This window comes from Bradyrhizobium sp. WSM2254, from assembly GCF_000472645.1.
GTDB classification, from domain to species: domain Bacteria; phylum Pseudomonadota; class Alphaproteobacteria; order Rhizobiales; family Xanthobacteraceae; genus Bradyrhizobium; species Bradyrhizobium niftali.
Window position 1 is genome coordinate 30020 of sequence record NZ_AXAB01000049.1, and the last position, 14362, is coordinate 44381.

Genomic DNA, 14362 nt, shown 5'->3' on the forward strand with positions numbered 1-14362 from the left:
CATAGCGAGGACAAGATCGTGCGTGAGAAAAGCGCATCCTGACGAGACGTTGCTATTTGATCGAAATGCCGGGAGGCGCGCAGTGAAGAAAATCGAAGCCATCATCAAGCCGTTCAAGCTCGACGAGGTGAAGGAAGCGCTTCAGGAAGTCGGCCTTCAGGGCATCACTGTCACCGAAGCCAAGGGCTTTGGCCGGCAGAAGGGCCACGCCGAACTCTACCGCGGCGCAGAATACATCGTCGACTTCCTGCCGAAGGTGAAGATCGAGATCGTGATCGGCGACGATCTGGTCGAGCGCGCCATCGACGCGATCCGCCGCGCCGCGCAGACCGGTCGCATCGGTGACGGCAAGATTTTCGTCTCCAACATCGAAGAGGCGATCCGCATCCGAACCGGCGAATCCGGGCTGGACGCTATCTGAGCCGGGTGCTATCCCGCATTTTGCGACACTCTGACAAGAAATAAGGCTGCTTCGGCGGCCTGAATTCGTTTGTGCGGTCGCGCGCGAACTCGCCAAAAGCGAGAATAATCCTGCTCATCTGGAAACCGACCCGCAGAGCCAAAAGGGGTATGCATGAAGACCGCCAAAGACGTCCTGAAATCGATCAAGGACAACGACGTCAAGTACGTCGACCTGCGCTTCACCGATCCGCGCGGCAAGTGGCAGCATGTGACGTTCGACGTCAGCATGATCGATGAAGACATATTTGCCGAAGGGACGATGTTCGACGGCTCCTCGATCGCCGGCTGGAAGGCGATCAACGAGTCCGACATGTGCCTGATGCCGGATCCGGTGACCGCGACGATCGATCCGTTCTTCGCAGAGACCACCATGGTCATCACCTGCGACGTGCTCGAGCCGACCACGGGCGAGCCCTACAACCGCGACCCCCGCGGCATCGCCAAGAAGGCCGAGGCGATGGTGAAGTCGATGGGCGTGGGCGACACCGTCTTCGTCGGTCCCGAAGCCGAGTTCTTCGTGTTCGACGACGTGCGCTTCTCCTCCAGCCCCTACAACACCGGCTTCCGCCTCGACTCCTCGGAGCTGCCGACCAACACCGACACCGAATATGAAGGTGGCAATCTCGGCCACCGCGTCCGCACCAAGGGCGGCTACTTCCCGGTGCCGCCGCAGGATTCCGTGCAGGACATGCGCTCGGAAATGCTCGGCGCCATGGCCAAGATGGGCGTCAAGGTCGAGAAGCATCACCACGAGGTCGCTTCCGCCCAGCACGAGCTCGGCATGAAGTTCGACACGCTGACGCTGATGGCCGACCATCTGCAGATCTACAAATACTGCATCCACCAGGTCGCCCACATCTACGGCAAGACCGCCACCTTCATGCCGAAGCCGGTCTATGGCGACAACGGCTCGGGCATGCACGTGCACCAGTCGATCTGGAAGGACGGCAAGCCGGTGTTCGCCGGCAACAAATACGCCGACCTGTCGGAGACCTGCCTCCACTACATCGGCGGCATCATCAAGCACGCCAAGGCGATCAACGCCTTCACCAACCCGTCGACCAACTCCTACAAGCGTCTGGTCCCGGGCTATGAGGCTCCCGTGCTGCTCGCCTACTCCGCGCGCAACCGTTCGGCCTCCTGCCGCATCCCCTACACCGCTTCGCCGAAGGCCAAGCGTGTCGAGGTGCGCTTCCCCGATCCGCTCGCCAATCCCTATCTCGGCTTCGCCGCGATGCTGATGGCCGGCCTCGACGGCATCAAGAACAAGATCGATCCGGGTCCGGCGATGGACAAGGATCTCTACGATCTGCCGAAGGAAGAGCTGAAGCAGATCCCGACGGTGTGCGGCTCACTGCGCGAGGCGCTCGAGAACCTCGACAAGGACCGCGCCTTCCTCAAGGCCGGCGGCGTGTTCGACGACGACTTCATCGACAGCTACATCGAGCTGAAGATGACCGAAGTCGAGCGCTTCGAAATGACCCCGCACCCGGTCGAGTTCGACATGTACTATTCGGGCTAAGCGGCCCGAACTGAATGCGACAGGCAAAAGGCGCTCCGCGAGGAGCGCCTTTTCGTTTGTGATCGGCCCTTGCCGGAATCAGCAGGACCCACATGGGTCCGATCACCACGTCGCCGTAAAGGCCCGCTGGAGCTCGGCCGGACCCGTCACGCCGCTCGCGATCAGCAATTGGGCGAGAACGCGCGCCTTCTGGGGATTGAGGTCCTCGGAGACGACGAAACCATTTTTGTCATCGTCGACCTCGACGTTCCGCGTGACGAAGCCGGACCGAACCCGCGTGGAGCGGATGATGAGGATGCCCTTCTTGGCGGCCGCTTCGAGCGCATCGAGGGCCGGTTTCGACGTATTGCCGTCACCGACACCGGCCAGCACGATGCCTTTGGCGCCGTGGGAAATGGCGTCCTCGATCGGAACGGCGTCCATGTTGGCGTGCGAGTAGACGATCTCGACGCGGGGCAATTGCTCGCCCGCCGGAAGCTGATAGGTCGCGCGCTTGAGACCGGCAGCCTGGCCCATGAAACGGATGCCGCCCGCGGTGTCGACATAGCCGATCGGGCCGTCATTGGGGGAGCTGAAGGTCTCGATGCTCGTGGTGTTGGTCTTGGTGACCGAGCGCGCGCCCTGAATCTTGTCGTTCAGCACGGCCATCACGCCGCGGCCGCGCGAGCGCGGATCGGCGGCGACCTGCGCCGCCTCGTAGAGATTGCCTGGGCCATCAGCGCTGACCGCAGTGGCCGGCCGCATCGAGCCGACGATCACCACCGGCTTGTCGCCGCGCACCACGTTGTCGAGGAAGAACGCGGTCTCCTCCAGCGTATCCGTGCCGTGGGTGATGATGACGCCGTCGGCCTCGTTCTTGTCGAAGGCCTCCTGAATGCGGCGGGCCAGCGCAAACCAGACCTTGTCGTTCATGTCCTGGGACCCGATCGACGAAATCTGTTCGGCGTTCAGCTTTGCGAGCTTGTCCAGCCCTGGCACCGACTGCATCAGCTGTTCGCCGGTGATCTGGCCGGATTTGTACGCGCCGGTCGCACGCGGGTCGGCCTGGCCTGCGATGGTGCCGCCCGTCGCAAGCACGAGAATGCGTGGCAGACTGGCAGCCGAAGCGTCCTTGCCCGGCTCCGCGGCCTGCGCCGCACCGATCCCCCACGACCAAAGTGCGAGGGCGACCAACGGAACGGTGAGCATGAATGTCCGACATTGGCGGCGGCCGGCCGGACTGGCGGTAGGCTTCGTCATCGAATTGTTCTCCGTTTAAGTAGGGATCGACATTCGATACGCCCATTGAGGCCGAAGATGGGTCATCCCGCCGCTTATGGCTACGGGTTGTCCCGCCGCGGCAAGAAATGGTCGAGCAGGCCCATCGGCAGCGGGAAGACGACGGTCGACGACCGTTCGCCCGCGATGTCATGCAGGGCCGCGAAATAACGTAGCTGCATCGCCTGAGGCTCCTGCGCGAGAATCCGGCCGGCCTCGACGAGCTTTTCGGCAGCCTGCTGCTCGCCCATCGCATTGATCACCTTGGCCCGCCGCAACCGCTCCGCCTCGGCCTGCTTGGCAATCGCGCGCACCATGGTTTCGTTGAGATCGATGTCCTTGATCTCGATCCCGGTGACCTTGATGCCCCAGACGTCGGTCTGCTTGTCGAGGATCTCCTGGATGTCCGCGTTCAACCTGTCGCGCTCGGCCAGCATCTCGTCGAGTTCGTGCTTGCCGAGCACCGAGCGCAAGGTGGTCTGGGCGAGCTGGCTGGTGGCGGCCATGTAATCGCCGACCTTGATGATGGCCCGTTCGGGGTCGACGATGCGGAAGTACAGAACGGCGTTGACCTTGACGGAGACGTTGTCCCGCGAAATCACGTCCTGCGGCGGCACGACCTGCACCATCACCCGCAGATCCACCTTCACGAGTTGCTGCACGATCGGAATCAGGATGATGAGGCCCGGGCCCTTCACGCCGGTAAAGCGGCCGAGCGTGAAGATGACGCCACGCTCGTATTCGCGCAGGATTCGAATAGCCTGGGACAGGAACATGATGACAAGCAACGCGAGCGCCGCATAAGTCAGATATTCCAGCATCATGACGTACCTCCCTCGCCTGTTGGTGCGCGCCGTATCAGCAGCGTCAGGTCGATGATGTTGGCGACTTCGACCCTCTCTCCGGGCTTGAACGTTTCGGCGCCGCGCGCCTGCCAGCGCTCACCATGGGCGAAGACATGACCTTCGTTCCCATTCCAGTCGAGAACCTCGGCGGGCAAGCCGCGCATGGCCTGCGCGCCGACCCGTGCAGGAGCCCTACCGACGCGCCGGAGCGAACCAAGCACGACGAGCGCAAAGCCAACGAACACAGCCGCAGTGATGCCGATCACCCACCACGACAGGTGGTAGCCCGGCGCCTCGCCCCTGAAAAGCATCAGCGCGCCCAGCACGAAAGCGACGATCCCTCCGAGCCCGATCACCACGGTCGGGTTGAAGGCTTCGATGGTGAGAAGCACGAGTCCAACCAACATCAGGGCGAGACCGGCATAATTGATCGGCAGCAGATTGAGCGCATAGAGGCCGATCAGCAGGCAGATCGCGCCGACGACTCCGGGGGCGACGGCACCGGGAGACATGAACTCGAAGATCAAGCCGTAGATGCCGACCATCAGGAGAATGAACGCCACGTTCGGATCGGTAATCACCGCCAGGAAGCGGGATATCGGTCCGGGATCGATGGCTTCAACGACGGCATCCTTCGTCACCAGCCGTTGCGTCTTGCCGCCTGCAACTTCGACCACGCGACCATCGAGCTGTCTCAGCAATTCGGCCTGATCGCGCGCGACGAGATCGATGGCATGAGCCTCCAGCGCGGCGTTGGCGGAGAGCGTGGCGGCCTCACGGACCGCCTTCTCGGCCCAGTCCGCGTTGCGGCCACGCAGCTCGGCGAGGCTGCGGATGAGGGCGACGGCATCGTTCGTCACCTTCGCCGTCATCGCGTCCTTCGGCTCGTCCTTCTTGTCTTTGCCATCCTTGTCCGCTGGTCCGCTCGGAAGTCCCGGCAGCGGCCCGCCAATCTGCACCGGCGTCGCGGCGCCAATATTGGTGCCCGGCGCCATCACCGCGATGTGGGTCGCATAAAGGATATAGGTCCCCGCGCTCGCCGCGTGGGCGCCGGAGGGGGCGACGTAGCCGACGACAGGGATCGGCGAGGCCAGCACATCCGCGATGATCTCGCGCATGCTGGAGTTGAGACCACCGGGCGTATTCATTCTCAGAATCACGATCTCGGCGTGTCGTTCGCCTGCCTTGACCAAGGCCTCCTTCGCGTAACTCGCCGACGCCGGGCCAATGGCTCCATCGATCGTGACAGTGAGTGCAAGACGGCGATTCTCCTCCGCTGAGCCGGGAAGGAGACAGGACAAAGCGACGATGCCGATCGCCGCAACGAGGGCCGCCTTTATGATCTGCACGGCAAGGGCTCCCTTGCCGAAGATATGGTGTTCCGCTTCGGAACCTCAATGCCCGGATCGGGATGAGGGATCACGCGCGTCGTTGTGCAGTGCAATGGTGCAGGTCGGTCGAGAGACTTTTGCTGCCTGCGGTGCAGTCGCGCGGTTCATGAAGCCCGCTCGAGATCCGACTTGAGTGCAACCAGGAAACGCGCGGCTTCGCCGCCCATCACAACACGATGGTCGAAGGTGAGCGACAACGGCAAAAGGCGCCTGACCGCGAGCTGGCCCCGATGCGCGACCGCCCGTTCCGAGATTCGGCCAGCACCTACGATTGCCGCCTGCGGCGGCACGATGATCAGATTGGCAAACCGGCCTCCAATCATTCCGAAATTCGACAGCGTGATCGTGGCGCCGCGCAGTTCTTCCGGAGGTATCGCGCGCGCGATGGCGTCCGCCCGCAGGCGATCGAGGCCAGCCCGCAAGTCGGATACCTCGCGCGCGGCAACATTGCGCAGCACGGGAACAATCAGGCCACCCTCGGTATCGACGGCGATCCCGAGATCGACGCGGTCGATCAGCCGCCGTTCTCCCGTACCTGAATTGTACCAGGCATTGAGCGCTGGGGCGGCTTTGCAGGCGGCAGCGATCGCCCGCGCGAGGCGGATCGTCACGTCCTCGCCCTGCCGCCAATCGTCGATGTCGGCTTCGTCGGTGACGGTGGCGGGGACGATCTCGGCATGGGATGCCGCCATGCGTTGCGCCATCGCGCGCCGCATCCCGCGCAGCGGCTCGGCAGGCCCCGTGTCGGACGTGCCCTTGGCAGCCCGCTCGACATCGGCCCGCGTAACGGTACCGCCGGGACCAGTGCCCTCGACGAGCTCGAGCGCGACGCCGAGCTTTTGCGCGAGCGCGCGGACCGCGGGGAACACCTGCGGTCCGGCCGGTTGTGCAGTAGCGATCGTTGCCGCCCGCGCGGCCTCGTCGCCGCCGAGTTCGCCAACGATGGTGCCCGTGTCCTGTTCGGCGCCCTCGGCAAATTCGACGAGCGGCATGCCGACCTTCACGATATCGCCCTTGGTGCCAAACACGCGCGCGATGCGCCCGCTCGACGGCGACGGGATCTCGACGACCGCTTTGTCGGTTTCGACGGAAACGAGCGGCTGATCGGTGACGACGTGATCGCCTTCGCCGACATACCAGCTGACGATCTCCGCCTCCTCAAGCCCCTCTCCAAGATCCGGCAGCGTGAACTGGCGCATGGGCCAAGATTCCATTGCAATCTAGCTGAACTGGCAGACCTTGCGGGCGGCAGTCACGATGCGTTCGACCGAAGGCATATAATATTGCTCAAGGCGTGCCATGGGGACGATCGTGTCGTAGCCGGTGACGCGGGTGACTGGCGCAAGCAGCGACGACAGGCGGCGCTCGGCGATCGTCGCGGCGATCTCGGCGCCGAATCCGCCGGTGCGCGCCGCCTCGTGCACGATCACGCAGCGGCCGGTCTTTGCGACCGAACCGAGCACGGTGTCTTCATCATAGGGTTTTAGCGTGGCGAGATCGATGACCTCGGCGGCGATCCCGTCAGTCGACAGCGCATCGGCTGCAGCCATGGTCTCCTTCAGCATGGCGCCCCAGCTGATCAGCGTGAGGTCGCGCCCCTCCCTCAAGACAAAGGCGACATCCAGCGGCAAGGCTTCGCCATTGTCCTCGACCTCGCCCTTGGCCGCGCGGTAGAGGCGCGTCGGCTCCAGAAACACCACGGGATCGGGGTCGCGGATGGCGGCAAGGAGAAGTCCATAGGCGCGTTCCGGCGACGACGGCATGACGACGCGCAAGCCGGGAATATGGGCGAGCATCGCCTCGGTGCTTTCGGAATGATGCTCGGGCGCGCGGATGCCGGCCCCGTGCGGCGTGCGCAGTACCATTGGACAGGTGAGCCGTCCCTGAGTCCGGTTGCGCAATCGCGAGGCGTGATTCACCAACTGGTCGAGGCAAGGGTAAATGAACCCCATGAACTGGATCTCGCCCACGGGCTTCAGCCCCTGCGCCGCCATGCCGACGCAGAGCCCGCTGATCAGTAGCTCGGCAAGTGGCGTATCGAGGACGCGCTCCGGTCCAAAGCGCTTTTGCAGGCCTGCAGTGGCGCGGAATACGCCTCCATTGACGCCCACATCTTCGCCAAGCACGACAACGTCGGGATCATCCTGCATCGCGCGTCCGAGCGCCAGATTGATGGCTTCCACCAACGTCGCCTCAGGCATCGTGCTCTCCCGCGAGTTCGCGGCGCTGCGCGGCATAGACCTCGGGCAGATCGGCATAGAGGTGATCGAACATCGTTTCCGGGCGGCGCGGTGCGGTTGCCAGATAGCGTTCGGCCGCCGCCTCGACGTGCTCATGGCATTCGGCGGCGAGTTGCTCCTCCTCTGCCTTGCCCCACATCTTCTGGGCGACGAGATAGGCCCGCAGCCGCGCGATCGGCTCTTCCTTCCAACGCGCCTGGACTTCCTCGGCCGAACGGTAGCGCGCTGCGTCGTCGGAGGTCGTATGGTCACCGAGCCGGTAGGTGACCGCCTCGATGAAGCGAGGACCATTGCCGTCACGGGCGGCGGCAATGGCCTCTTCAGCCGCGGCGCGCACCGCCACCACGTCATTCCCGTCGACCTGCTCACCGGTGAAGCCTGCGGCGATCGCCTTTTGGGCCAGCGTTTCGCAAGCCGTCTGCAGACGTAGTGGTACCGAGATGGCCCATTGATTGTTGGCCACCACAAAAACGAGCGGCAATCTATGCACGCCGGCAAAGTTCATCGCTTCGTAGACGTCACCTTTCGAGGTGGCGCCATCGCCGAACAGGCAGACGGCGACGCGCGATTCCTTGCGAAGCTTGAGGGCATAGGCGACGCCGGCGGCATGCGGCGCCTGGGAGCCGACCGGAACGCAAAATGGGAAATCGTGAACCGGTCCTGAAAACTGATTGCCGCGCTCGTCGCCGCCCCAGAACAGGAGGATCTCCTCCAGTTTGACGCCACGCCAGAGCAGCGCACCATTGTCGCGATAGGACGGCAACAGCACGTCGTCCTCCCGCATCGCACTGGCAATCCCGACCGACACAGCCTCCTGACCGAGCGAAACGGCGTAAGTCCCAAGCCGGCCGGTGCGCTGCAATGCAACAGCCTTTCGGTCGAACAGGCGCAGCAGCACCATCGACCGGTAAAGCGCAACCAGACGCTTGGCGTCGGAGGCGAAGGCAGGCAGCGGCCGCTGGATCGAGCCGTCCGGCGCAAGGTAGTTGCGACGACGTACCTCGAAGCGCGCGATGACGGGAAGGTCCAGGTTTACCCTTCGGCTGGCCACGCTCTCACTCCCGGAGCGATTGTGCCTTCTACAACTCAGTCAGGTGGCGTTTGTGCCGACACGATGCAATACCACTGGAGGATTAGCTCCGGCGCGCCGATCGCTGCTGCACCGCCACTTTGGTGGCGGTCGATCCATACGATCATGGAAACGAGGTCGTAACGGAGGTATAGGAGACAATGGCAAATGGTCAGGTTGTGCTGGTGACAACTGAACCTTTGGGCGGCGGCGCGCCCGTCCGCTCGGTTTTCTTTGTGGCCGAAGGAGATCCGGCAAGGGCCACCGCGATCATCGCAGCCATAATGGCCCCGAATGAGCGGGTCGAAGCATATGGACCGCTTCCGGAAGTCGCCGTTAAAGCGCTCGGACTAAGACCCGGCGACTTCACGCACGGCTGACGCGCGGTCAACCGCCAGGGATCGCAACCTCAAGAGCGGTTCGAACGATCCCGCCTGCTCATCAAACGGGGCACGCCTTCCCCGCCGCACGATGCGCGCTACGCGGTCGCACGCTGGCGTACGACCATCGCCTCACCAAACGCCTCGAACAGCTTGCGGTTGATCGGATTGCGCTGGGGGTCGTATTCGGCGTGCCATTGCACACCGAGCGCGAAGGTCGGGGCTTCCGCGATGCGGATCGCCTCGATGGTGCCGTCTTCGGCGACGCCTTCGATCAGCACGCGCTTGCCGGGATCGAGAATGCCCTGGCCGTGCAGCGAATTGACCCTGATCTTCTCGCAGCCGAGCAGCTGTGCGAAGGCGCCTCCGGGCGTCAGGTCGACGTCGTGACGGTCGGCGAACACCACGGTCGGATCGGGATGAATCTCGCCGTTCTCGAGCCTGGGCATGCGGTGATTCATGCGGCCGGGGATTTCGCGGATCTCCGGATGCAGCGAGCCGCCGAAGGCGACGTTCATCTCCTGCAGGCCGCGGCAGATCCCGAACAGCGGAATGCCGCGGGACACGCAGGCAACGGAGAGCGCCAGTGCCACCTCGTCGCGGTGGATGTCGTAGGGCTCGTGCCGCTCGCACGGGTCGACATTGAAACGGGTCGGATGCACGTTGGCGCGGGCGCCGGTGAGCACGATCCCGTCGACCACGTCGAGCAGCGCGCCGATATCGGTGATGTCGGGCGCTCCCGCAAACATCATCGGCAGGCCGCCGGAAACCTCGGCCACAGCGCGCAAATTGCGCTCGCCGACCATCTGGACCTGAAATCGATTTTCGACGCGATGGGCGTTCCCGATCACGCCGACGACCGGCTTTCTCATCTCCCGTTCCGACCTCCCGCGTGAGAAGATTCTCCAAACATGCCCTTGGGGTGGAACAAATTCAACAGAAGGGATCGCGGGACGGCAATGCTATTTTCGCGCAAATGCCTCCCGGGCCTCGGTTGTCCCCACGACGGGCAGGCCGGCCGCCTTCAGCGCAGTCGCCGCCGCCTCACCGGGCACGCCCAACCAGGGCAATTTCGCCTCGATTCCGCGCGTCACGGGCTCCCCGAGCACGCCACCGAAATCGATCGGCCAAAAGCCGTTGGGCACCACCTCGGCGGTGAGGCCGCGGACGGCGTAGCCGTCGCCCAGAACCGTATCCGCATGGTCGCCGGCGACAGGGCGCGCGGTCTGGGGATCTCGGGGATCGCCAAAGCTGACGAGCACCGGGATCAGCTCCCCCTGCACCGGGACAATGCCGGCCTGCCGGCTGATATCGTTGAACGAGACGCGGTTGCCGCGCGCAGCGCCATAAGCACGCAGTGCGACGTAGTTGATGTCGTCGAGGTCGAGCTTGCCGCCCTGCTGATGCGCCAGCAAAGCCACCAGGTTCTTTCCTCGGCCGAGGTCGACGAACACAGCCTCCCCGCGCATCGTGGTGCGGCCGCCGCGGTTATAGTTGCGGTCAGGCACGACAGCCAGAACGCCGGACCCCGTCTTGATCCCGTCAGGCGTCGTCGCCTCGACCGTGAGGCGATATTTGTGGCCGGGCCGGCTGATCCGGATCTGGTCGCCGATCACGATCACCGCCAGAAGCCCGAGCAGACCGACCCACTTGCTAATGAAACTCAAGCGCCCCCCACCTGTTCTGTCCTCATCGCTCTGCACCGTTCGCGCGGCAGCGTCAAACCAGCGCGTTGACGCGGTCTTGATCGGAAGCGCTTTTCTCGAAAGAGTGCCCCGCCCGCAGCCGCCGAAAAGGACATGATGTGACCATCCTCGCAGACCAACGCTCCACGACCCGCACCGATCTGGCTTGGGCAATTTCGGTCGGCGGCATCGGCGTCGTGCTGTTCACGGCGATGCTGGTCTTCACCTGGTATTTTGCGACCACCCTGCTGCTGATCTTCACCGGCATGCTGCTCGGTGTCGCCCTCAACGCACTGACCAACGCGCTCGGCCGCCGCGTGCACCTGCCGCATCCGGTCCGGCTCGCGATCGTCTGCGTCGTGCTTGCGGTGCTGCTCGCAGGCGTCGCCTATCTCGGCGGCGCCACCATCGCCGAGCAGGCCTCGCTGCTGAGCAAGACCATCAAGTCGCAGATCGGCAACGTGAAGACCTTCCTGGAAAACCACGGGATCGACACCAGCTTCTTCGATCTCGGCAACGCTGCGTCTGACGCCTCGGCCAATCCGGCATCGGACTCGACATCCTCACCCGCAGCGCCCCCGCGCGGTCCCTTGCCCGGCGCCGGCGCGCTGGCCTCCAGCGGTGGAGCGATCGTGAGCCAGACCTTCAAGCTGCTGCTCGGCACCATCCACGGCGTGGGAAACATCTTCATCGTGCTGTTCCTGGGGCTGTCCTTCGCCGCCCAGCCCAGCGTCTATCACGACGGCCTGTTGTTCCTCGCGCCGGCGAGGCATCGCACCCGCGTCACCCTGATCATCGACCGCATCAGCGAGACGCTGGAACGCTGGCTGATCGCGCAGATCGTCGTGATGATTGCGGTTGGCGTCGTGACCTGGATCGGGCTTGCCATCATCGGCATCCCGGGCTCGTTCATCCTGGGGATTCAGGCGGGCCTCCTCGCCTTCATTCCGACCGTCGGCGCCATCATTGCCGGCGTCGTCGTGGTGCTCGCGAGCCTCGCCTCGGGCTGGATTCCGGCACTGTCGGCCTTCCTCCTGTTCATGGGCGTGCACGCGATGGAGAGCTATGTACTGACGCCAATCCTGCAGCGGCAGGCACTGGACATCCCGCCGGCCACGCTGTTCGCGTTCCAGATCCTGCTCGGCGTCGTCTTTGGGATCTGGGGCCTGGCGCTGGCGCTGCCACTGGTCGCCATCGCCAAGGTCATGATCGACCATTTCAAGACATATGAGGCGCCGCCTCTGGCAGGGGCGGCTTAGAGCATGATCCGGACCCGAAGGGCCGCGTTAGCGCAAAGTGTGCCGCGGTTTTCCCTCGCGACAAACGCTGAACGCGTTTGCGCGGAGATCATGCGCCTGAAATAGAGGCCCCTCAGGTCGCCAGCACGGTCTCCGTGTGCTCGACCTCGGGGGGCGCGGCAAAATACTGGCCGACGAGGCCGCGCCATTCGGTGAAGTTCTCGGAGCCACGGAAATCGACGGTGTGGTTCTCCAGCGTCGCCCACTTCACCATCAGACGATAGCGCTGCGGCTTCTCGATCGACTTGTGCAGCTCGAAGCCGTGAAAGCCCTTGGAGCGGCCGAACGCGGCCTTGGCCTTGGCCACGGCGGCCTCGAAATCCTTCTCGCTGCCCGGCTTGACGTCGATTTGCGCGATCTCGGTGATCATCAGTTTCCACCCTTCTTGCTTGATGGGCGTGTCTACCGCACCCCGCCCAAAAGAAAAAGGCGCCGAAACGGCGCCCTGGCTGGCCGGAAACTGCAGGTCTGTCAGGCGAACAGCAGAACGATGCCTGCCACGACGAGCGCGCAACCGACGAACAGCACGAGCGGCCAATAGCTGCGGCTCTGCGTGTAGCGTCCCTGGGCGCGGCGCTCGGTGATCAGCGCCGTCTCGTATTCCTCTGCGGTCGAGAACAGACAAGCGAAGCCGCCTCGCGCCGAGGCGGCTTGGGCTTCGAGCGACATCAGGGCGGTCTGCGGGGTCTGTCGACGGATCGATTCCATGACCGGAATGGTAGGGATCGAATGGTAAACAGAGGGTTACCGCAGGGCCCTTTGCCTCAAGCCGTGGCCGGACGCGCCTGCGGCGCGCCGATCCGCGCGGCGCTCTGGCGGCGCCAGTTCTCCAGCGACAGCGGCAGCTCCTCCGCCGCCTCGACGCGGTTACGGCCACCGCGCTTGGCCTGGTAGAGCGCCGTGTCGGCCGAGGCCAGCAGCACCTCGAGCTCGGTGCCGGCCGGACCACCGGCCACGCCGATGCTGACGGTGGTGTCCACCGGGCCTTCATCGACCACGATGCCGGAGGTCTCGAACGCCTCGCGCACGCGCTCGGCAACCAGCACGCCCTCCTCCAGCGAACACGGCAGCAGCGCCGCGAATTCCTCACCGCCGATGCGGCCGGAAAGGTCGGTCATGCGCAGATTGCTGACCACCACGGTCGAGAACAGTTTCAGCATCTCGTCGCCGGCGGGATGGCCGAAGCGGTCGTTGATCGACTTGAAGTGGTCGATGTCGAAGATCATCACGGTCACGGGACGCCCGGCCTTGGCCTCGCGGTCGATCACGCGGCCGCAGGCTTCCGAGAAGCCGCGGCGGTTGAGCATGCCGGTCAGGGGATCGGTCGACGCGGCGGTCCGGTGCGCAGTGACGGTACGCTCCGACACCAGCATGAAGATCACGAACACGGTACCGACCGCGTAGAGCACGAGCTCGACCGCGAACACGGTGACCCAGATGCTCGAGGAGAAGCCGGCATCGTGCGGGCGCAGGAAGCTGCCGAGCAGGATCGGCAGCATCAGCACGCAGCCGTGCATCACCGGCACCACGAAGGCCGGCCAGCGCCGTTGCAGGCTCTTGCGCCGCTCGACCCAGAGCTCGCTCGCGGTCAGCGCGGCGTAGACCGAGACGATGCCGGCGCCGATGATCATGCGCAGCATCGACGCCGCGGGATCGAGCAGCGTCGCGGCAGCGGCCCAGGCGAGCGCGCCGAGCACGAGGCCGGGCCAGTTCGGCTTGCGGCCGTGGAAGACGCGCGCCGCATTCCACACCATGCCGCAGGCAACGAAGCCGACGGCATTTAATGCCAGATAGAGATGCGGCCCCAGCCTGTCGCCTGCCGCCGTCCACAATGCGACCGAGGCCGCGCCGAGGAGATAGGCGGTGCCCCACCATTTCAGCGCAGGACTGTTCTCCTGCTTACCGAAGAACACCATCATGGCGCCGAGCAGTGCGGCGACCATGGTGGCAACCAAATAGAGCGTGATGCTATCGAGCGACATCATGTCGGCCCCCTTGAAAACATAGCAGTTACGCGATCGGCCCAGCCGATTTGCGCGCCCTTCCGAATGCGACGCTAGGTTCCCGCGGGTTCCATTCAGGTTTTCACGCGGCCGCAAGTTTTCGGGAAACACGTCGTCAATTTGCATACAAACGAACAACAAAAAGGGCGCTGAAATCAGCACCCTTTTGCATCTCATTGAAGCCGCTTTCGCGGCGAATGTGATCGAAGC

15 protein-coding genes are annotated in these 14362 nt (G+C 64.3%); 4 read left to right on the forward strand and 11 right to left on the reverse strand.

Features of this window, described 5'->3' with window-relative positions; all coding sequences use genetic code 11:
• Positions 1 to 82: 82 nt before the first annotated feature.
• Positions 83 to 421 (forward strand): P-II family nitrogen regulator, encoded by a 339-nt coding sequence (locus A3M7_RS0130715; protein WP_007603495.1) that lies wholly within the window; start codon positions 83 to 85, stop codon positions 419 to 421.
• Positions 422 to 574: 153 nt separating this feature from the next.
• Positions 575 to 1984, forward strand: a complete 1410-nt coding sequence (glnA, locus tag A3M7_RS0130720; protein ID WP_011087712.1) for a type I glutamate--ammonia ligase — start codon at positions 575 to 577, stop codon at positions 1982 to 1984.
• A gap of 102 nt (positions 1985 to 2086) precedes the next feature.
• Here glnA and A3M7_RS0130725 read toward each other — a convergent pair whose 3' ends face one another.
• The 6 genes from A3M7_RS0130725 to pdhA all read right to left on the reverse strand — a co-directional run bounded on the left by A3M7_RS0130725 (position 2087) and on the right by pdhA (position 8768).
• On the reverse strand, positions 2087 to 3223 hold the full coding sequence (locus tag A3M7_RS0130725) for an asparaginase (RefSeq protein ID WP_027547364.1): 1137 nt from the start codon (positions 3221 to 3223) through the stop codon (positions 2087 to 2089).
• Positions 3224 to 3303: 80 nt separating this feature from the next.
• Entirely contained in the window at positions 3304 to 4065 is a 762-nt protein-coding gene (locus tag A3M7_RS0130730) for a slipin family protein (protein ID WP_027547365.1), read from the reverse strand.
• Complete coding sequence (locus tag A3M7_RS0130735; protein WP_027547366.1) at positions 4062 to 5435, reverse strand: nodulation protein NfeD; 1374 nt, start codon at positions 5433 to 5435, stop codon at positions 4062 to 4064. The genes A3M7_RS0130730 and A3M7_RS0130735 overlap by 4 nt, the downstream gene beginning before the upstream one ends.
• Positions 5436 to 5581: 146 nt before the next feature.
• A complete protein-coding gene (locus A3M7_RS0130740) occupies positions 5582 to 6676 on the reverse strand; it encodes a dihydrolipoamide acetyltransferase family protein (protein ID WP_027547367.1) in 1095 nt (364 codons plus the stop codon).
• Positions 6677 to 6697: 21 nt separating this feature from the next.
• Positions 6698 to 7678, reverse strand: a complete 981-nt coding sequence (locus tag A3M7_RS0130745; protein ID WP_027547368.1) for an alpha-ketoacid dehydrogenase subunit beta — start codon at positions 7676 to 7678, stop codon at positions 6698 to 6700.
• Positions 7671 to 8768: a pyruvate dehydrogenase (acetyl-transferring) E1 component subunit alpha gene (gene pdhA / locus A3M7_RS0130750; protein WP_084302657.1), complete on the reverse strand. Its 1098-nt coding sequence runs from the start codon at positions 8766 to 8768 to the stop codon at positions 7671 to 7673. Before pdhA ends, A3M7_RS0130745 begins: the two co-directional genes overlap by 8 nt.
• Before the next feature lie 179 nt (positions 8769 to 8947).
• On the opposite strand from pdhA, the gene A3M7_RS47385 reads away from it, so the two are divergent.
• A complete protein-coding gene (locus A3M7_RS47385; protein WP_084302658.1) occupies positions 8948 to 9166 on the forward strand; it encodes a hypothetical protein in 219 nt (72 codons plus the stop codon).
• A 98-nt stretch (positions 9167 to 9264) separates the two neighbouring features.
• On the opposite strand, the gene A3M7_RS0130755 is transcribed toward A3M7_RS47385, so the two are convergent.
• A complete protein-coding gene (locus tag A3M7_RS0130755; RefSeq protein WP_027547370.1) occupies positions 9265 to 10038 on the reverse strand; it encodes a gamma-glutamyl-gamma-aminobutyrate hydrolase family protein in 774 nt (257 codons plus the stop codon).
• Positions 10039 to 10128: 90 nt separating this feature from the next.
• Complete coding sequence (locus tag A3M7_RS0130760) at positions 10129 to 10833, reverse strand: hypothetical protein (protein ID WP_027547371.1); 705 nt, start codon at positions 10831 to 10833, stop codon at positions 10129 to 10131.
• Between the two features lie 137 nt (positions 10834 to 10970).
• On the opposite strand from A3M7_RS0130760, the gene A3M7_RS0130765 reads away from it, so the two are divergent.
• Complete coding sequence (locus A3M7_RS0130765; protein WP_027547372.1) at positions 10971 to 12110, forward strand: AI-2E family transporter; 1140 nt, start codon at positions 10971 to 10973, stop codon at positions 12108 to 12110.
• Positions 12111 to 12222: 112 nt separating this feature from the next.
• Here A3M7_RS0130765 and A3M7_RS0130770 read toward each other — a convergent pair whose 3' ends face one another.
• From A3M7_RS0130770 to A3M7_RS0130780, 3 genes are all read right to left on the reverse strand, one after another.
• Positions 12223 to 12519, reverse strand: a complete 297-nt coding sequence (locus A3M7_RS0130770) for an antibiotic biosynthesis monooxygenase (protein ID WP_027547373.1) — start codon at positions 12517 to 12519, stop codon at positions 12223 to 12225.
• A gap of 101 nt (positions 12520 to 12620) precedes the next feature.
• A complete protein-coding gene (locus A3M7_RS0130775) occupies positions 12621 to 12857 on the reverse strand; it encodes a hypothetical protein (RefSeq protein WP_027547374.1) in 237 nt (78 codons plus the stop codon).
• 56 nt (positions 12858 to 12913) lie between these two features.
• Positions 12914 to 14134 carry a GGDEF domain-containing protein gene (locus A3M7_RS0130780; protein ID WP_027547375.1) on the reverse strand — a complete coding sequence of 407 codons (1221 nt, stop codon included), beginning with the start codon at positions 14132 to 14134 and terminating at the stop codon, positions 12914 to 12916.
• Positions 14135 to 14362: the final 228 nt, after the last annotated feature.

Excerpts from the sequence above, each read along its gene's own strand:
- glnA (WP_011087712.1), top strand. The coding sequence starts at position 575 with ATGAAGACCGCCAAAGACGTCCTGAAATCGATCAAGGACAACGACGTC.
- A3M7_RS0130725 (WP_027547364.1), bottom strand. The coding sequence starts at position 3,223 with ATGACGAAGCCTACCGCCAGTCCGGCCGGCCGCCGCCAATGTCGGACA.
- A3M7_RS0130730 (WP_027547365.1), bottom strand. The coding sequence starts at position 4,065 with ATGATGCTGGAATATCTGACTTATGCGGCGCTCGCGTTGCTTGTCATC.
- A3M7_RS0130740 (WP_027547367.1), bottom strand. The coding sequence starts at position 6,676 with ATGCGCCAGTTCACGCTGCCGGATCTTGGAGAGGGGCTTGAGGAGGCG.
- A3M7_RS0130745 (WP_027547368.1), bottom strand. The coding sequence starts at position 7,678 with ATGCCTGAGGCGACGTTGGTGGAAGCCATCAATCTGGCGCTCGGACGC.
- A3M7_RS47385 (WP_084302658.1), top strand. The coding sequence starts at position 8,948 with ATGGCAAATGGTCAGGTTGTGCTGGTGACAACTGAACCTTTGGGCGGC.
- A3M7_RS0130755 (WP_027547370.1), bottom strand. The coding sequence starts at position 10,038 with ATGAGAAAGCCGGTCGTCGGCGTGATCGGGAACGCCCATCGCGTCGAA.
- A3M7_RS0130770 (WP_027547373.1), bottom strand. The coding sequence starts at position 12,519 with ATGATCACCGAGATCGCGCAAATCGACGTCAAGCCGGGCAGCGAGAAG.
- A3M7_RS0130775 (WP_027547374.1), bottom strand. The coding sequence starts at position 12,857 with ATGGAATCGATCCGTCGACAGACCCCGCAGACCGCCCTGATGTCGCTC.
- A3M7_RS0130780 (WP_027547375.1), bottom strand. The coding sequence starts at position 14,134 with ATGATGTCGCTCGATAGCATCACGCTCTATTTGGTTGCCACCATGGTC.